The organism is Microbulbifer variabilis (assembly GCF_023716485.1).
Taxonomy (GTDB): domain Bacteria; phylum Pseudomonadota; class Gammaproteobacteria; order Pseudomonadales; family Cellvibrionaceae; genus Microbulbifer; species Microbulbifer variabilis_B.
The window spans coordinates 4,299,955-4,322,316 of the sequence record NZ_CP092418.1 but is presented as its reverse complement, the minus strand read 5'-3'; the positions used below and the strand labels follow the sequence as shown (position 1 = coordinate 4,322,316).

Annotated in this window: 15 protein-coding genes; 10 read left to right on the top strand and 5 right to left on the bottom strand. The window is 46.7% G+C overall.

What is annotated here, in order from left to right; translation table 11 throughout:
- The first annotated feature begins 199 nt into the window (after positions 1–199).
- On the top strand, positions 200–2,512 hold the full coding sequence (locus MJO52_RS18935; RefSeq protein WP_252083516.1) for a PKD domain-containing protein: 2,313 nt from the start codon (positions 200–202) through the stop codon (positions 2,510–2,512).
- Positions 2,513–2,561: 49 nt separating this feature from the next.
- Here MJO52_RS18935 and MJO52_RS18930 read toward each other — a convergent pair whose 3' ends face one another.
- Positions 2,562–3,863: an amidohydrolase gene (locus tag MJO52_RS18930; RefSeq protein ID WP_252083515.1), complete on the bottom strand. Its 1,302-nt coding sequence runs from the start codon at positions 3,861–3,863 to the stop codon at positions 2,562–2,564.
- A gap of 842 nt (positions 3,864–4,705) precedes the next feature.
- On the opposite strand from MJO52_RS18930, the gene MJO52_RS18925 reads away from it, so the two are divergent.
- Genes MJO52_RS18925 through MJO52_RS18915 form a run of 3 tightly spaced genes read left to right on the top strand, consistent with a single transcriptional unit; the run spans position 4,706 to position 9,055 of the window.
- Complete coding sequence (locus tag MJO52_RS18925) at positions 4,706–7,063, top strand: efflux RND transporter permease subunit (protein WP_252083514.1); 2,358 nt, start codon at positions 4,706–4,708, stop codon at positions 7,061–7,063.
- On the top strand, positions 7,044–7,859 hold the full coding sequence (locus MJO52_RS18920; protein ID WP_252083513.1) for an outer membrane lipoprotein-sorting protein: 816 nt from the start codon (positions 7,044–7,046) through the stop codon (positions 7,857–7,859). Before MJO52_RS18925 ends, MJO52_RS18920 begins: the two co-directional genes overlap by 20 nt.
- A gap of 11 nt (positions 7,860–7,870) precedes the next feature.
- Positions 7,871–9,055 carry a hypothetical protein gene (locus MJO52_RS18915; RefSeq protein ID WP_252083512.1) on the top strand — a complete coding sequence of 395 codons (1,185 nt, stop codon included), beginning with the start codon at positions 7,871–7,873 and terminating at the stop codon, positions 9,053–9,055.
- A 69-nt stretch (positions 9,056–9,124) separates the two neighbouring features.
- Here the strand turns inward: MJO52_RS18915 and MJO52_RS18910 are convergent, their stop codons facing one another.
- A complete protein-coding gene (locus MJO52_RS18910; RefSeq protein ID WP_252083511.1) occupies positions 9,125–9,718 on the bottom strand; it encodes a TetR/AcrR family transcriptional regulator in 594 nt (197 codons plus the stop codon).
- A 352-nt stretch (positions 9,719–10,070) separates the two neighbouring features.
- Here MJO52_RS18910 and MJO52_RS18905 point away from each other — a divergent pair, with 352 nt between their 5' ends.
- The 6 genes from MJO52_RS18905 (at position 10,071) to MJO52_RS18880 (ending at position 17,467) form a co-directional block, all read left to right on the top strand.
- Entirely contained in the window at positions 10,071–10,367 is a 297-nt protein-coding gene (locus MJO52_RS18905) for a hypothetical protein (protein WP_252083510.1), read from the top strand.
- Positions 10,368–10,426: 59 nt separating this feature from the next.
- Complete coding sequence (locus tag MJO52_RS18900; RefSeq protein WP_252083509.1) at positions 10,427–10,738, top strand: cupin; 312 nt, start codon at positions 10,427–10,429, stop codon at positions 10,736–10,738.
- Positions 10,739–11,148: 410 nt separating this feature from the next.
- Positions 11,149–11,457 carry a DUF1272 domain-containing protein gene (locus MJO52_RS18895; protein ID WP_252083508.1) on the top strand — a complete coding sequence of 103 codons (309 nt, stop codon included), beginning with the start codon at positions 11,149–11,151 and terminating at the stop codon, positions 11,455–11,457.
- 227 nt (positions 11,458–11,684) lie between these two features.
- Entirely contained in the window at positions 11,685–12,647 is a 963-nt protein-coding gene (glk, locus tag MJO52_RS18890; protein ID WP_252083507.1) for a glucokinase, read from the top strand.
- Between the two features lie 313 nt (positions 12,648–12,960).
- On the top strand, positions 12,961–15,825 hold the full coding sequence (locus MJO52_RS18885; RefSeq protein ID WP_252083506.1) for a TonB-dependent receptor: 2,865 nt from the start codon (positions 12,961–12,963) through the stop codon (positions 15,823–15,825).
- A gap of 121 nt (positions 15,826–15,946) precedes the next feature.
- A complete protein-coding gene (locus MJO52_RS18880; protein ID WP_252083505.1) occupies positions 15,947–17,467 on the top strand; it encodes a tryptophan halogenase family protein in 1,521 nt (506 codons plus the stop codon).
- Between the two features lie 151 nt (positions 17,468–17,618).
- On the opposite strand, the gene MJO52_RS18875 is transcribed toward MJO52_RS18880, so the two are convergent.
- The 3 genes from MJO52_RS18875 to MJO52_RS18865 form a co-directional block, all read right to left on the bottom strand.
- The gene (locus tag MJO52_RS18875) at positions 17,619–17,918 is read right to left on the bottom strand and encodes a hypothetical protein (RefSeq protein ID WP_252083504.1); all 300 of its coding nucleotides are present in this window, start codon (positions 17,916–17,918) and stop codon (positions 17,619–17,621) included.
- Between the two features lie 55 nt (positions 17,919–17,973).
- Positions 17,974–19,854, bottom strand: a complete 1,881-nt coding sequence (locus MJO52_RS18870; protein WP_252083503.1) for a VCBS domain-containing protein — start codon at positions 19,852–19,854, stop codon at positions 17,974–17,976.
- A 323-nt stretch (positions 19,855–20,177) separates the two neighbouring features.
- Positions 20,178–22,361: a hypothetical protein gene (locus tag MJO52_RS18865; protein ID WP_252083502.1), complete on the bottom strand. Its 2,184-nt coding sequence runs from the start codon at positions 22,359–22,361 to the stop codon at positions 20,178–20,180.
- Position 22,362: the final 1 nt, after the last annotated feature.

Here is a 22,362-nt window from a genome sequence, read left to right as displayed (position 1 = left end):
TTTTTTTGTGAGTGAAGTTGTTATTTTTATTCTTATATAATTATTGTGATTTGTATTATCCATACTAATAACTGGAACCAGTGTCTGCTTATTTTGGGCTAATTTGGATATATCAATTCCATAATTGATCACATTTGCTCTCAGAAATTTGTGTTAAGTTAAATTTGCTTATTTAAGAAAATTTACATAAGGAGATGTTGTGCAACTGAAGTTACTCTCAAAATTTTTCATCCTTCCTTCAGCTGTGTTACTACTGGCCAGTAATGCAAGTGGTGAGACTCAATTCCAGCCTGCCGAAATTTACTCAATAGGTTCCAGAGCTGAAGCTGTTACCGTAGCTGACTTGAATAATGATGGTCTAGATGATGTGGCTATTATTACCTCACAGGCTTTTGATCCAGACAATGACTTCCAATTAAAAGTCTTTCTTCAGAATCAGGCTGGACAGTTACAAGACGCAGTAAATTACCCTCTGTCCAGTGAGACAGAGAGCTTACCGAAGTCGCTCGCAGTGGGTGATATCAATAGTGATGGTCGGAAGGATGTTGCTATTGGGTTTGCAGGTGAAAAAATTGAAATTTTTTTACAAGCTGAAGATGGAAGTTTGATAGCCGGAGAAACTTACCCTTCCAGCTATGCTACCAATATTGCTATTGGAGACCTAAAGGGAGATGGAGTCAATGAGATTGTTGGAGTCAGTAAAACCAGCGATGGTGTTGAGAGTATTCGCCAGGCACCCCAGCCCTTTGGTCAGGTAAGAAGTCTGAGTTTTGTGATGGGCCATGAATCCGCTTTACTGACTCTGGGGGATGTCAACAGGGATTATATCGATGATATTGTGATGCTCAGTGAGCAACCGCTGAGTACAAAGTTGGCGGTAATGGAGTCTAATCCGTTTAGCAGCCAAATTGCCTATTATGATTTTGGTAGTAAGGTTCAGGCTAATGGTATTTCGACAGGAGATATCAATGGCGATGGGTTCGATGATGTGGTTGTTTCTCTTGGGGATAGCGCTACAGGAGCCGGTTTGGCAGTTTTTTTTCAGGATAGTGAACGTAAGTTGCAAATCCCTGTTTTTTTCTCCACACAAAATAATCCTGGACCAATTTTAACTACATTATTGCAAGATAAAGAATCCGCTAGGGTATTAATGCTGCCCAAGGAGGGATTTTCTCTGACCACTTATGGAGATTTTATCCAGGATTTGGAGGCTTCTAAATACGAGATAAATATTCCTGTTGGTAACTATTCCAATCCACAAAGTATAGCTACGGGAGATATAAATAGTGATGGGGCCGTTGATATTGTTATCGCTAATCCTCAACAGGGACTAATAACTCTAAAGGGGAGTTTGGCAGTATTAAATCAGCCGCCTCAAGCCATTGCTGGAGGTGATCAATCTGTTGGTGGAGGCTCCCTGGTTGTGCTCGACGGTAGCCAGTCTTCAGATCCTGATGGAAATATTGTTGCATATCATTGGAAGCAACTTTCTGGAGCGCCTGTAAGCTTGATGGACTCGGGGGATGGGGTGGTGAACTTTATTGCTCCAGCTGAGCAAAAAGGCATAGTGCAAGAGTTGGTTTTTGAGCTTGAGGTTGAGGACGATCATGGTATTGTCAGTACCGATCAAAGCACAGTACGTGTGGGAACTAACTTGGCACCGGTTATTGTGGTTGAGAATATCGGAACGATAAAAGCTGGGCAAAGTGTCAGGCTGGACGCCAGTGAATCCTTTGATATGGATGGGGAAATTGTAAGTGCCCGCTGGGCTCAGTTGAGTGGTGATCCTGTTGAGTTAATGCAACTTGAACGTGGGGTTGCTACTTTTACCGTTCCTGTCTTTGGTGGGCCATTAGGGTTACTGAAAGGTTATGTATTTGAGGTTGAAGTAGAAGATAATGGTGGGCAGAAATCAAAAAGAACAATCGCTTTTATAGCGGAGGGTTTGAAGGCTCCCATAGTTGTGCCTGGGGAGCCTCAAGAGGTCAAGCCTGGGAAGTTAGTTCAATTGGATGGTCGAGAATCCTATGACTCAGACGGTAAAATCGTAAGTTACAATTGGAGCGCGTCAGGCTTGGAGATAAATAATAATCCAGACGGAACCGCCAGCTTTATTGCTCCTGAGATTGCTGCTGATACACAGAGAGTGATAATGGTAACTCTTAGTGTGAAAGATGATGATGGTTATACCGGGGTGGGGTTTTTAGCGATCCGAATAGTTGGTAATTCTAGCCCTAAGGCGCAAATCGTTACCCCACTAAATGTAAAACAAAATAGTCTTGTCACCCTGGATGGATCTAATTCCATAGATGAAGATGGAACTATAATTAGTTACCAATGGCAGCAAGTTGGTGGGCCAGAGGTTTCACTAGAAAATGCTAGTGCAGCGATAACAACATTTATTGCTCCTAACAAAAGTGATGAGGAATATACTTCTTTAGCATTTCAGTTGACGGTCACGGATGACCAGGGAGATATTAATAGAAGTATAATTATGCTTCTGGTTGAATAAAATTTAAGAACAATTGTTGTTGTGGGCCTCGAAAGAGGCCCTTTTTATTTTATTGTTTTTTATAGTTTGCCATATAATCCAAAGTTAACAGGGTCAGCGCTTCAGTACCCTTACGCAAAGCATCTTCATCCACATAGAAAAGCGGTGAGTGATTGCTTGGGGCTTGGCTGGCATCCTGATCTCTTGGAGTTACCCCCAGGAAATAGAATAAGCCTGGGATTTCATTAGCGTAGTAGGAGAAATCCTCTGCTCCAGTAATTTTCGGGATTTCGATTACGTTCTTTTCGCCAACAACAGACCTCAAAATAGGCAGGGCCATTTCTGTCAGCTCTGCATTATTTATTGTTACCGGATAGCCCTCCAGAATCTCCACATCCGCGCTTGCCCCGGAGCTTTCAGCAATTAACTTAGCAGTGGTTTTTAAGCGTTTGAAAATTTCTGCACGGTTATCCATATCAAAATTACGGATGGTGCCGTTCAGATAGACACTGTCGGGAATGATATTGTTGCGGACACCACCGTCAATACGTCCGAAGGAAACGACTGCGGGCTCTTTAGTGATATCGATCTGGCGGCTGACAATGGCTTGAGTGCCCATTACGACTTGTGCGGCGGCGACAATAGGGTCCACTCCACTCCAGGGGCGTGAACCATGGGTTTGGCGGCCGTTGATAGTAATACGGAACTCATCGGCAGCGGCCATAAGCGGGCCCGAGCGATAGCCGATGACGCCGGTGGGTAGCGAGGAAGTGACATGCTGGCCAAAGGCCACGTCTGGCTTGTACTTCTTGAAGATGCCCTCTTTGAGCATTAGCTCCGCGCCACCTTCTTCATTGTCCGGTGCGCCTTCTTCTGCGGGCTGGAATATAAACAAGACGTTACCAGCCAGCTCATCGCGAAGGCCCGCCAGGACCTCGGCAGCGCCCATCAGCATGGCCACATGGGTATCGTGGCCACAGGCATGCATCACGCCAACATCTTTACCCTGGTAAGTGGTTCTCGCTTTGGAAGCGAAGGGGACATCAGTTCTCTCGGTGACTGGCAAAGCGTCCATGTCCGCGCGTAAGGCAACGGTTGGCCCGGGTTTGCCGCCTCTCAAAAAGCCTACAAGGCCCGTATGAGCAATGCCGGTTTCAACTTCAAGGCCCAGTGCACGTAAGTGTTTTTCAATATATTTGGCTGTTTCAAATTCGCGATTGCCCAGTTCTGGGTTTTGGTGCAGGTGGCGACGCCACTCGATCACTTTGGACTCAGTATTTTCCAGCAATTGCTGAGGCTTGGGGTCGTTTGCAGAAGCATGGGTAGCTAGCAGCGATGCACCGATTGCGATAGGCAGGAGCAGTTTTTTCACAGCACAATTCCTTCATTCTCATTATCGTCGGCCGATTCTAACCCAGATTTTGCGTAACAGGCTCGCTCGCGCTGGCCCGCCTTTATATATTTTGAAATTCCAGTGTTGACATGATGAACCGAACGGTTCAAGATGTTCTGCATAGATTGCGGAAAGAGCTATAACCACAGAACAATGAGCACAGTAGCAGGGGGGTTCTCATAGTCTTTACAAGACTGGGTGACACAGAAGGTGATACTGATTGGTCATAGGTTGGGCAAACTGTTGTGCTTTGTTTCATTAGGCCCAATGGAATGCTGAGAATATATCTGTGAGGTCCAAGACCATTGGTATTGCTGACCAATCACTTTGGGTGTTAATGCGTGATGAAAAAATCAGTAATGCTTAACTTGTAGAGCCTTCTAATTATTTCTTAGAGGATAATTAACAAGTTAATTTATAGTGCTAATAATAGGCAGGTTGCTAATATATCTGTATGTCTTAGGTATATTTAAATAATTATTCTATTTGTTGTTAGATTTACGTCGTCGTAAATTAGATATTTTCTTAACTCTGCGGTTCTCCGGCAATCGCCTCTGTATTGGTGAGAGTAAGCTCTGCTTAATGATTGATTACCACTAATTACAAATAAGTGGTTCTTATAGCGTATAAAGCGATGATTTCTTATTGATGTCTCGGCCATATTTACGGCTTGTCTGACAGCATTAGTGTGCCTTTTTATCAAATTTTGTAGCTGATCTTATATTGGCTATTACGGGATTCTGTGGCCGTAAGTAAATACCCATTTTCTTAGGTTGTTGATTAATTATTTTTCTATCAAGTTGTTTGAAGGAGCTGATTTAATGTCATCCCCCCAATTACCTTCGAATTGGGTCAGCCGTTATGCGGATTGGCTTATTCGATATCGATGGCTGGTAGCCATTGGCGCACTACTGTTAGCCTTCTTTGCGGTAAGCGGAGCAAGATTCCTGGGTTTCAACAATGATTACCGGGCATTCTTCAGTGAAGCTAATCCTCAACTACAAGCTTATGAGCAAATCCAGCGCACTTACACCAAGAATGACAATATTCTGTTTGCGGTAGTGCCTAAAGATGGCAATGCCTTTTCCAATGATGCCCTGGCAGCCGTAGAGGAGATGACGGAGAAATCCTGGTTGTTACCCTATGCGCTGCGGGTGGATTCAATCACTAACTTCCAGCACACCATTGCCGAGGAAGATGACCTCCTGGTACAGGACTTGGTGGAAAATGCCAGCAATTTAGATGCAGAAACCTTGGCCTCTATCAAGGCTGTAGCGCTGGCAGATCCCACCTTGAAGGAGCGCCTGGTAAATAGTGATGGTTCCGTTACAGGGATAAATATCACCTTTCAGCTTCCACAAAAATCGATGCATGAAACCCCCGAAGCGGCTGAAGCTGCACAGGCATTGATGGAAGAGATTGAGGCAAAATACGATGTAGAGGTCTATGCGACCGGTATTATTTTACTGAGTAATGCATTTTTTGAGGCCTCTCAGTCAGATATGAGCACTTTAGTTCCGCTCATGTACCTGGTGATTATTGCGGTTGTATTTTTGTTGGTGCGGAGCCTCAGTGCGACTTTTGCCGCGCTGTTGGTTATCGTCTTCTCCATGGCCGCAGGCATGGGTTTGGCCGGTTTTATAGGTGTTAAATTGACACCGCCCTCCGCTTCTGCGCCCACCATTATTATGACTCTCGCAGTGGCGGATTCGATACATATATTGGTGAGTTTGTTCGCTGCAATGCGCCGTGGCCTCAGCAAGCACGATGCAATTAAAGAGAGCTTGCAGCTCAATATGGGGCCTGTGTTCTTAACCTCGATCACTACCGCCATTGGCTTCCTGTCGATGAACTTTTCCGATGCGCCTCCCTTCCACGATCTGGGTAATATTACTGCTATGGGTGTGATGGTGGCCTTCTTCTTATCGGTTACCTTACTGCCTGCATTGATGGCGATACTGCCGGCCAAGAGTCGCGCCAGTGAATCCAAAATTGGACGCTCCATGGATACTCTGGGAGATTTTGTGATTCGCCGTCAGCGCCCGATATTACTGGCGGGCGTTATTGTCTCGTTGGGATTGTTGGCAATGATTCCAAATAATGAGATTAATGATGATTTTGTTGGTTACTTTGATGAATCTGTGGAGTTCCGAACCGATTCAGATTATATCAATGACAACCTCTCTGGTATTTACCAGCTGATTTACTCGATCGAATCCGGTGACAGCAATGGTGTCAGCAATCCGGAGTTTCTTGTCAATCTGGAGGGTTTCACTGAGTGGATGCAGGCCCAGCCCGGCGTGCGCCATGTCAATACCATTGGCGATACTTTCAAGCGCTTGAACAAAAATCTGCATGCTGACGATCCGGCCTACTACATGTTGCCTGAAGACCAGGAATTGGCAGCCCAGTATTTGTTACTGTACGAGCTGTCTCTCCCCTATGGCTTGGATTTAAATAATCAGCTGAATGTGGCTAAGTCGTCGACGCAGATTATTGTAACTCTCGATAATCTCAAGTCGAAAGAACTCAAAACGGTGGCGGATGCCGGCAGTAATTGGCTGGAGAAAAATATTGGTGTAACTACCTATGGCGTAGGTCCGGCGATCATGTTTGCCAATATTGCCGAGCGCAATATGGAGGGCATGTTGGTGGGCACTCTGGTTGCGCTGGTGTTAATTTCTGCACTGATTGGTATTGCCCTGCGCAGTGTCAAACTCGGTTTCTTAAGCTTAATTCCTAACTTGTTGCCGGCCGGTCTGGCATTTGGCCTTTGGGGTGCACTGGTAGCTGAAGTTAATGTGGCTGTCACTATGGTGACCGGTATGGCACTGGGTATTGTGGTAGATGACACAGTGCACTTCCTCAGTAAATACCTGCGCCAGCGCCGTGCAGGCTACAACGTAGAGGACGGACTGCGTTACGCCTTCTCTTCAGTGGGTGTAGCGATAGTTGTGACTTCAGTCATTCTGATTGCCGGATTTATGGTTTTGGCCCAGTCCTCCTTCGGTATGAATTCCTCCATGGCACTTCTGACTGCAATTTGCATTTTGATGGCTTTGCTAGCGGATTTCCTACTTCTTCCGATTCTCTTGATGAAGCTTGATGCCAAGGCATACGACCCCGCTATTACCTCTATTGAAAATAAGGAGCAAAACTATGCAACCCAGCCGCTCTAAAAAACAGTTTTTGACACGGGCCCTAGCAGGTGCCCTGGCTCTGGCAGCTTTCTCTATTTCTGCCAGTGAACTGGACTTGAATGCAGAAAAAGGCCTGGAAATCGCCAAGGAGGCGGATCGTCGCGACTTGGGATTCGGTGATCTCAGTAACAGCTTAACAATGACCCTGCGCAATAAATATGGTGAGGAGAGTGTGCGGGCTATGCGCACCAAAACCCTGGAGCAGGAAAATGATGGAGATAAATCTCTGGTGATTTTTGACAACCCTCGGGATGTAAAGGGCACAGCATTTTTGTCCTTTACTCATAAAGTGGGCTCCGATGACCAGTGGCTCTATTTACCTGCTTTAAAGCGAGTAAAGCGTATTTCCTCCAGTAACAAGTCTGGACCATTTATGGGTAGTGAATTCTCCTATGAAGATATTGCCTCACAGGAGGTGGAGAAATACACCTACAAATATTTGCGCAACGAATCTTTCGATGGACGTGATCACTTTGTTCTGGAGTTGGACCCGGTTGATCCTAAATCTGGTTATTCCATTCAACACCTTTGGGTTGATACAGAGGAGTACCGCGCATGGAGAACGGATTACTATGATCGAAAAGGGGACCTGATGAAGACCCTTACGATTTCCGACTACAACCAGTACGGCGATCAATACTGGCGAGCCAATAAAATGGAAATGGTTAATCACCAGACCGGTAAATCCACGGAGTTGTTGTATGGCGACTGGGTATTTGGCAATGGTTTTACCGATCGCGACTTCACCAAAAATAGTCTCTCCAGGGCGAAATAGGGATTGCGCCCATGGTTAACCGAAAAATACTCATTTTGTTGCCACTATTAGCGGCATTGAGTCATACGACTGGAGCAAATGAGTTGAGCGGTTATGCGGGCCTGGAGGCCCGCGCATTCACCGCAGACCCTTTGGATTCAGCACAAAGTGATGCCGGTCTTTCTGCGTCTTTAAATCTCGAGTACTACCGGGATTTTGACGATGGAAACCAGCGTGTTGTGGCCAGTGTTTTTGGGCGCTGGGACAGTGAGGATAACGATCGCAATCACGCGGATCTCGGCGAGCTTTACTGGTGGAAAGCTTACGATAGTTTCGAGCTTTACGCCGGGGTGCGTAAAGTATTTTGGGGAGTTACTGAAACCGTGCACTTGGTGGATGTGATTAACCAGGATGATGCACTGGAAAATATCGACGGTGAAGACAAGCTGGGCCAACCCATGATTAACCTCCTGATGGAGCGTGACTGGGGAACACTGGAAGTGTACGGTTTACTGGGTTTTCGTGAGCGTCAGTTTGCTGGCCAGGAAGGACGATTGCGTGCTCCGCTGCCGGTGGATGAGGATGCTGCGGCCTATCAATCTGACCGGGAGGAGAAGCACATAGATTGGGCCTTGCGTTACAGCCATGTACTTGGAGATTGGGACCTGGGCCTCAGCCATTTTTCCGGCACTAATCGGGATCCATTATTATTGCTTACGGAAGATGGCTTACTTGCGCCTTACTATGCACAGATCGATCAGACGGGTGTGGACATCCAAACTACCCGTGGAGATTGGTTGTGGAAGTTTGAAGCTATTTCATTTAAACCTCGCGGTGAAGGGCGCCAGACAGCGGCTGTCGGCGGTTTCGAATATACATTTTATGGTATTGGCGAAACGGTCTCAGATCTTGGGGTATTAATGGAGTATCAATTTGATGAACGTACCGGACCTTGGTCTACGGCCAGTCAAAATGACATTGCGATAGGGGCGCGATACGCTCTAAATAATACTCAGGATACGGAGCTTTTATTTGCCGTAAGTACCGATTTGGATAACGGTAGTCGTTTTTCCAATTTGGAACTGAGCCACCGACTAAATGACCGCTGGTTAATGGAAGCGGAAGCGCGATTTTTCGGTAATGCCGATGAAGAAGACCCTACCTACAATTTGCGCAACGACGACTATCTTCAGTTGGAATTACGTCGCTATTTTTAAAAGTTAATTCTCACAGGAATACCCCCATTCCCACCCCAAAGAGGCAAGAAGTTTTGGGGTGGGCTTTTTTTAGGGAAGTGTATACTGGTCCAGAATTGTGGATAGCTGTTGGTAACTGTTTTTGCCTGCTGTGGTACTGCCCGTGCCTTTATTCAGAGCCACTACGCCTCGGCTTACCGCCATAACCATCGCGGCGAGGGCGGCACAATCGACACCGGCCTGCAATTGGCCATCGTCAATAGCCTTCTGCATACGGGTTTCGATCCGGTTCAGCATATCATTGGTACCCTTTGCTACCAGGTCAGCGAGAAATCCTTCACTGGCACCCACCTCCATAGCTGCCATAGTAGCGATACAGCCTTCAGGAGTTTCAGAGCTCTCCATACCAGACTGAAGCATTTCCAGGAAGCCGTCCATAGCTGTGCGGAAGTCCGGGTGGTTCAAGGTATCCATAGCATCGCAGGCATATTGGGTGTGGAAATGTTCCAGACAGCGGCCATACAACCCTTCCTTGCTTTGGAAGGTGTTGTAGATACTGGATTTATTCAGTCCCATGGCCGATTCAAGATCCGACAAGGAAGTTGCTTTGTAGCCTTTTTCCCAGAAAACGCGCATGGCCTTGTCTAGTACTTGTGACTCATCGAACTGCTTGCGCCCACTCATTTATCGTTACCAAACCTCAAAAAAATGATAGTGACACATCAATCTGGGGTGGGCAAGACGAGAGGGGGAGAGTCTCGAAATTATAGGGGTAAATAGGTTTTGGCATGAATAATCCAGCGGATTTGCCGCTTCATGAATAGGTGGTCAGCTTATTTTGTACAAAGGCCTGGTGCTGACTAATGGGCCCCTTTTAACTGGGTACTCAAAGCCTCTGCTGTAAGTGACCAGCTCGTCTTAACCTTTGATTGTTGTTGCCCCGAGGTGGAGTCAGGGCTACCTGCTTGCGGTTCCTAAAAATAGATATTTAACCTATGATTTCGGCCGCGAATGAATAGAGAAGGAATAGGAAATTATGGGTATTTTTGATAAAGCCAAGGAACTCGGTGAAAGGGTCAATGAGTCCGTAACCGCTTTTAGCAGTGATGAAGTAATAGCCAATACCGTTATCAAAGCGGTTGAGAAACAGGAGAAGGTGAATGCCATTCTCAAAGCCAGGGGATGCAATTACCGTGTTGCGGATATCGATCTGGGGATGGGAATTCCACCAACGGTGACTTTTGGGGTGAGGCGAGTTGATGAGCTGGCAGAAAAAAAAGCTGATGAAAATGGTGTCATGACTTCACCTGCGCCTGAAGAACCCGCCATATAGTTACCACTCTCTAAATGACGATGCCGGAAATTTTATAAAGCGATATTGGAATAAACATTATGAGAATAGTGCGCAGCAGAGATTTTACCGGTAGTAAGCCCTGGGAATCGCAACTGATCGCAAATATGAACGGGATTACCACTAAACTGCATTGGACTAATAAACCTTATATTTGGCATATCAATGATGGCCAGGAAGTCTTTGCTGTTCTCGATGGTCGTGTAGAAATGTTTTACAAAGTGGCAGGTAGAACCGAATCGGAACTTCTTGGGCCTGGTGATATATTCCACGCTTCCGAGGGCACGGAACATGTAGCTCATCCTGTTGGTGAGGCTCGTATTCTGGTTGTGGAATCTGAAGGTAGTGTTTAGGTAAATCTTTTTATTTCTGGAAAAAACACATTTTACCAGAAATTATTCTTGATTATGTGCGACTGTGATTAGCCCTTGCGAAGCTGATTGCCTAGGTCGGGAGTGAAAGATTTTTTTGCTGTGTATTCCGTTACGGACGTAGATGACGGATTATGACGACTTATTGTCATTTTTATACCATTATTTTTACAAAAACTGCGATAATATTGGTGGTTTTGTTTGAATGTTCTTATTTGTACCGGTTGGAAAAACAGTCTGTGAATTTTCAAAAAAGGGTGGTTTTTTCTTTGCCTGATATAACGGAATATGAATTACCTGCAGCTTTCGGATTGTAAATTTATCCACATAAACAGCAAGTAATAAAAACGATTATTGTCAAAAAATTTCTAGCCAATAAAAGGGAGTCTAGAATGCTGGAATTAAGACCGAATTGTGAGAGTTGCGATAAAGATCTCCCCCCTAATTCTGTAGAGGCGATGATTTGTACTTATGAGTGTACCTTTTGCAAGTCCTGTGTTGAGGAGATTTTGAGCAATGTCTGTCCCAATTGTGGAGGGGGATTTTGCCCTCGTCCGGTACGGCCGCAAGTGGCGAGACGCCAAGGGGTGGGGATTCAATTTCAGCCCGCATCGCAAAAGCGGGTTTTGAGTCGCTACAGTAAAGAGGAGATGCGAGACTTTGCTGCATCGCTGAAGGCGCTAGCCCCAGAGACGCGCTAAAGTTTTGCTTAAACTTAAATAAGCTCTTTCCTGTGACCAATCAAAAGCTTGCAGTCTAATTATTGTGGTTACTCGGTATTTTACTGCAAATATGTCAGAGGCTCTCTGGGTTAACCGGTTTCTTTTTGGGTTGAATGGTCCGGTAGGAATACTTTTGGGACTGGCAATATCTTCTCTGACACCGTAACTTATATTCCTTTTTTTTGGGGATCTGAACAGGGATAACTATGACGAGTATCGTAGCGGATATCGGCGGCACCAACGCCCGTTTTGCGATAGCCAAGCCAATTGCAGAGGGCTATCAGCTAGAGGGGCTGAAAGTAGTGGACTGCAAACGCTTTGAAGGATTTGATGCTGCGTTGCAGCATTGGCTCGATAGCCTCGATCAGCCCAGGCCAGAGAAAGTGTGTATTGCTGCTGCAGGCCCGCTGGAGAAGACTCCCTCTGGAAAGCGCGTTTATATGACCAACCTGGGCTGGAGCATTGATGCAACGGCCCTGGCCGAGGAATTTCAGTTCCCCCATCTGGAGCTGATTAATGATTTTGCCGCGCTGGCTCAGTCACTACCGCGCCTGTCCAGTAGCGATTATACCGTGCTGAGGGATGTGCCTCGTCCACAGGGTGCGCCCATGGTAGTACTGGGTCCGGGAACCGGCCTTGGCGTAGCAGGCCTAGCCGAGGCAGATGGCCGCTATCATGTGCTTGCAGGCGAGGGTGGCCATGCCAACCTGACAGTATCCACTGAACGCGAACTGCAACTGCTACAGATCCTGATGAAGAGTCGGTGTCCGGTTTTTAATGAGTGGGTTCTTTCTGGTAGCGGATTGGTGAACCTTTACCGTGCCGTGTGTGAGTTAAATGGCCGCACTCCTGAGGCACTGACACCGCCGGATGTGAGCGCCCGTGGCCTGGATAATACCGATCCTATGTGTCGTGAAACCCTGCTGGATTTCCTCAATTTCCTTGGCAGTGCCGCGGGAGATGCTGCGCTGTATATGGGGGCTCGCGGTGGTGTTTTCCTGGGAGGGGGCATCCTGCCTCGGATCGCTGAGCTACTGCCAGAAAGTGAGTTCGAACAGCGCTTCCTTAACAAGGGGCGGGTTGCACCGTGGCTGGAAGCCGTGCCGGTATATGCTTTGAATGCCGGTTACCAAGCTCTAATCGGTGCTGCGGTGCAGTTAGAAGGCTGATTTGCCTATTTTGCCCCTGAAAAGAGGAGGTCAACCATTTTGGGGGCGCTACAAAAATAGTTGAGAGGATACTCAGGGCCTCCTTACCCCTGGCCTCCAGGAGGTTTCACAGTGTTGAAGCTATAAATCCCTTTTTCGCCTTTCCTGTCAGGTATCTTTTACGTTAACTCTATCGCGTACAATTAAGCGGCATAGCTGCGTGACAGCAGTCACAGTTTCTCCCACCTCCTCCCCCTCAGGGGAGGATGTTATGGATTAGGGGCCGCCCTAGGATGCAGGGTCTCAACATAACGATAAGTCCAGGGAGAAGATGATGAGTCTATCCAATAAAGGTAAAGGGGCGCTCAGACCCACTTTGCTATCTGCTGCCATCGCGGCCTCCGTGTCCACCTCGGTTGGTGTCTATGCGCAGGAGCAGGAAACACTGGAAGAAGTAACAGTTACCGGTATTCGCACCAGCGTTTTGGACTCCGTTGAAGCCAAGCGCGCCGCTGATGTTGTGGCCGATGTAGTAGATGCGGGCGCTCTGTCATCTCTTCCCGACCAATCAATCGCCGATGCCCTGGGCCGCCTGCCCGGTGTAACCACCGTGCGATCCAACGGTCAGTCCTCACAGCTAAATATCCGCGGTATGAACGGCGACTTCCTGCAGACCACCCTGAATGGTCGTGAGCAGGCCTCTACCAGTGGTTATACCGAAAGTACTCGCTGGATGTCTTTTGACCAGTACCCAGCTGAGCTGATTAATCAGGCGGCGGTTTACAAGACTCCGAAAGCCTCTCATATCGAAGGTGGCGTGGCGGGCTCTGTAGAGCTGAAAACAGCCAATCCTCTCGACGCCGACAAAGAACACAACTTTAATGCCAATGTGCGTATGTCGTTTAACGACGCAGCAGATGACGTCGGTGCCGACGAATTCGGTGAGCGCGTCACGCTGTCGTACATGGGTAAATTTATGGATGACAAGGTGGGCGTAGCCCTGGGTTATTCTCACCTTGAGCAGCCGAACAGCTTTGTAAAGTCCCGCACGGGTGCAGATGACCAAATCGGTTATGAGCCGGGGAATGATTTCGATGGTGATGGTAGTGAAGATGTTTTACCGCGAGCGTTCCAGTGGCAATCCGGTGATGGTACCGATACTCGTAATGGTTACCTGGCCAGCGTCGTTTTTGAGCCTACCGATGGTTTCAAGGCCCAGTTAGATTATTTTAAGTCTGACTTTGAGCGTGTGGATACTCGCCACGGTATTACGGTTGGTGGTCTGGCCAATACAAACTTTTATACCCTTTCCGATACCGAAGTGAATGGCGGTGTGGTTACCGATGGTACGGTAATTATTACCGACCCAAAAACAGTTGATCATTCCAGCCCCTGGTTTGAATCCCGCTCTGAGGATCAATCCACTCAGGCGGACAGCGACAGTATTGGTCTGAACCTGGAGTGGAATTTAGGTGATCGCCACACCCTGGCCGTTGACTACTCCTACAGTAAAGGCACCAAGACGCGCAAGGACCAGATTGTGTCCATGCACGCTTACGACCTGACCTACGATGACGATGGTAACTTAGAGACCTGGGAGGAAGCTGCTGGGCAGAGCTTTGCCTATTCCCTCAATGGCGACGGTATTCCCTCAGGCGTTTTCTCCGGTGTAGATTTCACCGATCTGGATACCATGCGTTTGTCGCGCTACGAAGAATACCCCCACGAGTACACCGATAAGGTTGAAGCCTTCAAGTTCGATTACAAGTTCGATGTGGAGTGGCGAGCCATTGCCTCTATTGAGGCAGGATTCCGTGTCTCTGAGCGCACTTTTGACTCTGAACGTGGAGCTTTCCTTTACGGTAGCCGCGATGGCCAATTCAATGGCTACTGTGCGGATAACCTGTCCGACATTGATTGTGAGCCGCAACTACTGGACGGCTATGTCAGTGTTGAATCCACCAGCGGGATACCACAGTTCGTAGTCAACGATATGGATGCCCTGGCCTCCAGTATTTTTGGTGCCGGTAATTACGAAGGTAAAAAGGCATTTAGCCAGGACTGGACTTTCGTTGAGTCCGGGACGATGAAAGAGGAAGTCTTTGCCTACTACTTGATGGCCAATATCGAAACCCAGCTGGGTAGTATTCCAGTAACTGGTAATTTCGGTGTACGGGTTGTTGAAACCGATGTGAAGTCCAGCGGTATCCAAAATGTGGGTGCCGGTAATGGTATCGAAATTACTGATGACGTGGGTGTAACTTCAGATAGCTTCGACTATGTTGAGTACGGCCCCGAATACACAGACACCCTGCCTTCCCTTAACTTGAACTTTGAGCTGACCGAGCAGGACTATATTCGCTTTGCTGCAGCTAAAGTGATGGGTCGTCCACCGGTTGGGCAGCTGAAGGGCGGCGCTGGTTCCTGGAACAGCGTTAATAACGAAACGAACGATACTGAATACAATGTATGGACCAAAGGTTCTCCCTACCTCGATCCTTTCCGTGCAAACCAGTTTGACCTGGCTTATGAGCACTATTTTGAAGATGGCGGTGCGGTAACTGCAGCTATTTTCTGGAAAGATATCGAAAGCCTGGTAGAAAAGCAGTATATCTACCTGGACAGCCAGGCAGATCGAACGGCGCTGTTTGATTCCCTGGGCATTGAAATTCCCGTTGGTCTGGAAGCCGGCGCTTTCGAAACTTACGTGAACAACGACAAGGGTGGTTATATTCGAGGCATCGAGCTTGCGGGTACCAAAACCTTTGATCAGCTGCCGGGTATTTGGGCTGGCTTGGGTATGACCGCCAGCTATTCATATACTGAGAGTGAAACCGAAGTGAGTGGCGGTAACCTTTATGGTGAAAACCTGCCGTTGCCGGGCCTCTCTGAAAATGTCTGGAGCACTACAGTATTCTGGGACATCGGTAATTTCAGCTCCCACGTCAATGTTCGCTATCGGGATGAGTTTATCCTGATTATGCCGATACCGGGAGGCTCTACTCCGGCCTTAGCTCAGGCGTACACTACCGTTGATGCTCAGATATCCTATGCATTCGATAATGGTATCGATGTGGTTTTCTCAGCGAACAATCTTACTGATGAGGCTGATGTGAAATCCTACGGAGTAGATGGTGTTCTCGGTGAATACACTGAGTTTGGGCGTCAGTTCTACCTCGGCTTGAACTATAGCTACTAAGTGCCGCTGATTCTTTTGGTGTAAAACTGAAGGTGTGATAAGAAACCGCCCGCTGAGCTACGCTTGCCGGGCGGTTAAAAGGCCCGACAATAAGTGCGGTGCTGAATTTTTGAGAGTCGCCATGAGCAATCAACGCAAAAAAATAATTATTCTTGGCGGGGGTACCGCTGGCTGGATAACCGCCAATCTGATGGCGACCCATTGGCAGAATAAAGGGTTTGATATCACCCTGGTGGAATCACCGGATATTGGGATTATCGGTGTGGGGGAGGGATCAACTCCGCCGCTAAAAGGTTTTATGGAGACTATAGGGGTTAGCGAATCGGAGTGGATGCCTGCCTGTAACGCTACTTACAAAGTGGGTATTACCTTTAGGGATTGGTCCGTTAAACCGGGCTTTACCGAGTATGTTCATCCCTTTGTCGGCCAGCCGGACCAATTTACTATTCCGGCATTTTTTCATAATAGTTACCTGCGCAGGAAAGGTGTTGACTTGGAGGGACACCCGGACCACTTCTTTCTGGCCACTGAGATGATCCGGCAAAAATTATCTCCAGTCGCGCCGGAAAACTTCCCTTTTGAAATTGCCTATGGCTACCATTTTGATTCTGGTTTATTGGGCCAGTTCCTGCGTCGTGTTGCCGAAAAAAAAGGGGTTCGCTATAAGGTGGCGACAGTGGCTGGCGCCATGCTCGATGCACAGGGGAATATTGATCACCTGAAAACTACTGATGGTGAGGCTCTCAAAGCGGATCTGTATGTGGACAGTTCCGGCTTTCGTGGAAATCTTATACAACAATCTCTGAAGGTTCCATTTATTAGTAGCGCTGAGAGTCTGTTTAACGACTCTGCGGTTGTATTTGCTACAGACCAGGAAAGGGAGTATGCACCGCACACTATTTCTACTGCGATGAAATATGGCTGGGCCTGGCAAATCCCGCTGACCAATCGCAATGGCAACGGCTATGTTTACAGCTCTCGCTTTGTCGACGATGACAAGGCGGAAACGGAATTTCGCGCTCACTTGGGGTTGTTGGACAGTGATGTCGAAGCGCGTAGATTAAAGTTTAAGGTTGGACGGGTTGCTCAACACTGGGCCAAGAACTGCCTGGCGGTGGGGCTCTCCCAAGGCTTTATTGAGCCTTTGGAGGCAACGGCGCTTGATATGGTTCAGGAAACCGTGGTGCGCTTTATAGAGGCCTATAACAATGGTGATCATACAGATAAGTATAGGGATGACTTTAATAATCGTATCAGCGCTCGTTTTGATGCGGTACGGGACTATATCGTCTGTCACTACCGTATTAGTTCGAGAGCAGATACGGATTATTGGATTGCCAATGGCACTAATGAAAAGATATCTCCCTCCCTGCGTTCAATCTTGATGTCCTGGATGGCAGGCAAGAATATTACTGATGAATTACTGGATCAAAAACTGGATGTCTATTTTCCGAATGTATCCTGGAATTGCCTGTTGACTGGGAAGGGTGTTTATCCGAGCCAGGAGCAATTACGATCGGGGAATGAACTCGCACATAAGTATAAAATTGAGGAGATCAAGGATTTTAATCGCCGTTGCGCCCTTAATTTTAAATCTCATTTACAGCAGCTTCATTTATTGTCGTTGGGAGATGGTGGATGAATTAATGGGAAGTGTAAAATGCCCTGCAATAGGCAGGGCTAAAAATCGATAAGAAGTAAGTGCTTAGGTTTACAATTCCACTTTCACGATCTAAAAATAATTTGCAAAAGAAACTCAAGCGCTGGTTTGCTGTTAGGGTAAGCCATCCGGATTATTCCTCTCCTGCGGCTTTAAGCTTTTGTGTTTCCCGGATGTGTAGCATACGTCTTTCACCACGCTCACCGCGAATCTTTATTCGGTCTCCAGATTTCATGCCCTTGCGTTTTAATTCATCTGCTTCAATAAAATAGTAGTGGCCACTTTGCTCATCTTTCAAGGCGAAGCGTCTTTCTACTTTCCCAGTCTCAAAATCTTCAGAGATGATTTCCTCCAGGGTTCCAGTTACAACCTCTTCTGCTTGAACAAAGAAAGTGAAAGTCAACCCCGCGATCAGTGTAAAAATTCTTAGCATAATATTTATCCTTTTAATAACCATTCTGATTGGAATAGGTCAAGTTGCTCAGAAACTATTGTCCATAGCTTACATTAACAACAGCTGATTTACTGGAAGAGTTCTTAGATTTATATGTAATTGAGAGCCCAATTTTTGAGTCGGTAAAGCTGTCACCTGGTTGTTCAAGTACAGCAACATGGTTGGATGTTCTACCATTAAGATAATGAACGGTTACTGAACCTTCAAATTGTGATCGTGGGTTAAGTATATCGTGAGCTATGTGATAGTTGACGTAATAATGATTTCCGCCATTTTGGCTGCCAGCACTTTCTATCTTTAGCTGTTGAGGCAGAGATCCGGAAAGCTCTCCGGCTGTTAATTCAATGGCTTCTAATTCTAAATCCTGGGAGGAGGGGACAACTTGCTCAACAGTTTTGGTGTACTCAGGAAAGAGGTCATACCATTTCATATACTCTCGGTGAGCACTGCCAAATAATCTTGATTGGGATCGGTTGCCCATGAGGGAGCCATCAGTACCGTATTCGCTATCACCACTGTCGTAAGTGTCTCCATCATTATTACTGTCGAGGCCTGCATGGCTTAGGCCAATATTGTGACCTAATTCATGTCCCATAACATTTTGATCAGAGAAGGAAGCGACCAGGCTCATACCACCTCCGACACTGGCGATGCCTGCACCGACAAGACCTGCTCTGTAAGATGCATTTGGGTAAATAAAAACTTGATGACGCCAGTTGCGCAGATTTAGGGGTTGGCCATTCTCATCAAAAAGATTGTCTGTTGCCCATTGATAAGCCTTATCACGCCATTCAAAGCCACCATCTGTATACTCCCCTTCTTGGCCGGCCTGTGCTCGGGCAACAGCATTTTCTATACTCAAGATTCCGCCATTTTCACTATCGGGAATGTCGAAGACAATGCAATCCAGTGAAGTTTCTTCCTTGCCTTGCTCACCGTAACAATAGTGCTGTAATGACTTATCCTTGACACGATGGCGAAGGAACTTGAGTTGTCCGAAAGAATTTTCTCTATAAGCGTTATCGAGTGAATCTACATCATTGAATACAGTGTTAGCTATATGAGTAAGATCTCCTTGGTCTGTTGCAGCCCCATCGGAGAAGTTCATTAGAATAAATACAATGCTGCTCTCTGTCGGATCTATAGTAGCTACAGTAAACGTAACCGACTGCTCTATACCATCCGTTAAGTGGAATTTGATGGTATCTTCTACTGTTTCACCTTCTTTCAAGTTATTAGTGTTGTTGTTAAGAGTGTAATCCCAGCCTCCGTTATTGGAAACTTTAAATTCACCATAATTGCCAGAGAAGGTACCTTCGACAAATTTCGGAGTATCGCCATCGATATCCTCTATTATCATAATTCCTTGAGCGTGCTCCCTACTATCCACAACCATTTTTGCGAGAGGTGAACCTGGATCAAATGTATAGGGATCATCAGTTCCAGTTATGGATATGGTTATGATTGTGGTTTCTTCGTTACTGCCAAAACCAACTGTGAACTTTTCTGTGGCAATTTCATTAGCACTTAGTGGATTAGCAAGTTTACTATTTAGAGAGTAGTTCCAACTGCCATCTGAGGAAACTTTGAGGCTGCCATACTTTCCCTGAAGATTTGATTCCTCAAAATTTTGATTGGCTTTAGAGCTATCACTCAACTGGCCGGAAGCTGAGGTTTTTATATCTTCAGTGACAATCCCTTCACCGCCAGTGATCACCCCTGGTGAATCCTTATCACTGTCTGTGTCTGTGTCTGTGTCTGTGTCTGTGTCTGTATCAGTGTCTGTACTTGTATCTCCACTTACTGGGTTGCCACCATTGTTACTGTCATTATCGGAGCCTCCCCCTCCCCCTCCACAGGCTGTAAGAAAAGCGGATAAACTTATGGCTGTAAGTAACTTTAATGGCTCGTTCATGTCTGTCCCGATCGATTCGATTACATTTGGTATAATTCGGACCGAATTATAGGGAGGCCAGCTTATTATTCTGTGAAGTCAGATAAATATTTGAGGTTTCTACGGAAAGCTATGACACGGGTAAATTCTGGATATCCATAGTATGAATAAAACACATATTACTCCGCGAAATAAAATTTTGTTCTGAGTCTGTACTCATGCATTTAATTGAATTTGTGTGCAAGAAATATGCAATGCTTCACTTGAGTGTCAATAATGTTCTAAGAGGGGAGTAAAGTGACCAAACTCTTTTTGGTCACTTATTCTAGATGTGTTTTGAGTGACTATTCTTCGGTAGATAAGAGACTTATTAACTCTGCGACTTCTATCTGATTGCAATATTGTGATTTCTGACACTTTTGCAAAGTCGTTTTTATGGTTTTGTTGCCACTTTGTTCTGTGGCCAATTTTAAATAATGCAGGGCCATTTTAAGGTTATAATTTGTGATCTCTCCCGCACTATATGCTTTGGCCAGTTTTAGGGAGGCGCCGGTATGCCCAAGCTCGGAAGCGCTTCGGTAATGACTTAGGGCTCGTTCACTGTTGGCGGCTACGCCTAGTCCTTTCTCATACATGCGCCCCTGATTATAGAAACCATACTTAGAGTTATGTTTAGAGGCGCGCTCAAACCATGCTAGTGCTTCAGCATAATTCAGCTGATCCGTATCTTGAGAAAGATATAAAAGCCCGAGGGCATTCATTGCATCGACAGAACCTGCTTCGGCGGCTTGCGTCAGGTAAGTCTTAGCCTGCTGTAGATCTTGGCCCACTCCCTGACCATTTTGGTAGAGTAAACCAAGATTGTAGCTGGCTCTTGTGGATCCCTGGCTTGCGGCATATTGGTAGATTTTAGCTGCGCGCTGGTAATCCTGTTTAACACCCACACCTAGAGCGGAGGCATAACCTAGGTTGGTTACACAATCGAGATTGTTTACTTTTGCACAGAGGGCATACCAGCCATAGGCACGATCGTGATCGGTTCGTACAATTTTTCCTCTGGAGTTGAATAGACCCATACGTAATTGTGCAGGCAAGTGCCAACGAAGGGCTGCTGCTTCGAAGTCTTTCAGCGCAGAAAGTGCATCTTGTGGTTGTTGGTAGAGACCATTTTCTTTAATTTTTCCCCTTAGATATAAGGCTGCGGGAAAGCCGGCCTCTGCGGATTGTTGTAGAAAATACATGCCTTGATGGCTTTGATTTTCGTCTGCCACTTCAAGCAAGTACTTGCCATAGTAATACTGCGCTGGAGGATAGTTTTCTTTAGCCGCCTGGCTGATCAGGTTTGTGAAAATTTTCTGTTGCCCAGGCTTATCTTTTAGGTGGGTGCCCGCCTGCTCTAGTAGTGCCGGGGCATAGCCTTGCTTTGCGGAAAGCTGCAGGTAATGTGCTGCCAAGTCAGCTCTTGGCATATCGTATTGATCAGATGCTAATAGCAAGGCCATTGCGTACTCGGCTTCGCCCCGTTGTAGGGTTTCCGCTGCGCTTGCCAATAACTGGCTGGTCAACTCCGTGTCTACTTCTATTCCCAGGCCGATGGTAGTGATATAGGCAAGCATAATTTTGCCTTCCTGCAGCCCCAGGTCTGCGGCGGCAACAAAGAGTTGTGCGCATTCATCCACTGCGAACTTTGTACTGTTACCCTCAAGGCACAAATTACCAAGGCTGATATTGGCAGTGAGCGAGCCCATGCCAATGGCTTTCAAGTAGGTGTGTTCGGCCTGCTGGAAATTCCCTTCGGCTTCTTGAACCTGGCCTACAGCGTGTAGAGCAGAGTAGTCAGAATCTGCCAGAGGTAGCAGTATATTTTTATATAGGGCATCGGAGAGACCCGCGAATGGGTATTGGATATCGAGCAGGCGATGTAGAAAACGGTTATTGTCAAAATAAATTTTTCGGACTTTTCCGTTATTGGGGTCTCGTACATTGTAAACCCGGTATAGACCACTGCGACTCGCGGCAAATTCAAAATAGCTATCGAGTATTTCAAAACCGGAAATATTGAGCAGGTCTTCGGCATCGCCCCAGCTGGCCACTTCATAAGCGCTATAGAAAGTATCACCTCTGCGCGTTGACAGTATTCCTCTGGCAATAAAATTAAAAATATTTTGGTGGTAGCTGGCGAGTTCGTCATTACCAATGGACTCATAGCACTCTGTGGCACTCAGGTGCGGCAGCAGAGAAATACTATTGAGCTGGGTAACTTCTTGCCAATTTACCTCTGCACAGCTTTTTTTGCCTGTCTCTAGCGCAGTCATTTCTGCCTGGTAACGCCCCTGCGCTTCTAGTGAATTGAGAGATTGAGGAGACTTTAGGTACTCGCTCCAATAAATGGGGTATTGCACAGATTCGGGTGCGAGTACCACTTGTCGGGTCAAGTCCTGTAAGGGATCGACCGGTGTATGTATTGTTGATTGCGAGGCACAGGAGGCCAGCAGTAATAGAGTGAGAACAAAAAGCAGCTTCTTCATG

What these genes read in the sequence shown, in the direction of transcription:
- MJO52_RS18910 (WP_252083511.1), bottom strand. Translation starts at nt 9,718, where the DNA reads ATGAGTGGGCGCAAGCAGTTCGATGAGTCACAAGTACTAGACAAGGCC.
- MJO52_RS18905 (WP_252083510.1), top strand. Translation starts at nt 10,071, where the DNA reads ATGGGTATTTTTGATAAAGCCAAGGAACTCGGTGAAAGGGTCAATGAG.
- MJO52_RS18915 (WP_252083512.1), top strand. Translation starts at nt 7,871, where the DNA reads ATGGTTAACCGAAAAATACTCATTTTGTTGCCACTATTAGCGGCATTG.
- MJO52_RS18875 (WP_252083504.1), bottom strand. Translation starts at nt 17,918, where the DNA reads ATGCTAAGAATTTTTACACTGATCGCGGGGTTGACTTTCACTTTCTTT.
- MJO52_RS18870 (WP_252083503.1), bottom strand. Translation starts at nt 19,854, where the DNA reads ATGAACGAGCCATTAAAGTTACTTACAGCCATAAGTTTATCCGCTTTT.
- MJO52_RS18885 (WP_252083506.1), top strand. Translation starts at nt 12,961, where the DNA reads ATGAGTCTATCCAATAAAGGTAAAGGGGCGCTCAGACCCACTTTGCTA.
- MJO52_RS18880 (WP_252083505.1), top strand. Translation starts at nt 15,947, where the DNA reads ATGAGCAATCAACGCAAAAAAATAATTATTCTTGGCGGGGGTACCGCT.
- glk (WP_252083507.1), top strand. Translation starts at nt 11,685, where the DNA reads ATGACGAGTATCGTAGCGGATATCGGCGGCACCAACGCCCGTTTTGCG.
- MJO52_RS18920 (WP_252083513.1), top strand. Translation starts at nt 7,044, where the DNA reads ATGCAACCCAGCCGCTCTAAAAAACAGTTTTTGACACGGGCCCTAGCA.
- MJO52_RS18865 (WP_252083502.1), bottom strand. Translation starts at nt 22,361, where the DNA reads ATGAAGAAGCTGCTTTTTGTTCTCACTCTATTACTGCTGGCCTCCTGT.
- MJO52_RS18925 (WP_252083514.1), top strand. Translation starts at nt 4,706, where the DNA reads ATGTCATCCCCCCAATTACCTTCGAATTGGGTCAGCCGTTATGCGGAT.
- MJO52_RS18900 (WP_252083509.1), top strand. Translation starts at nt 10,427, where the DNA reads ATGAGAATAGTGCGCAGCAGAGATTTTACCGGTAGTAAGCCCTGGGAA.
- MJO52_RS18895 (WP_252083508.1), top strand. Translation starts at nt 11,149, where the DNA reads ATGCTGGAATTAAGACCGAATTGTGAGAGTTGCGATAAAGATCTCCCC.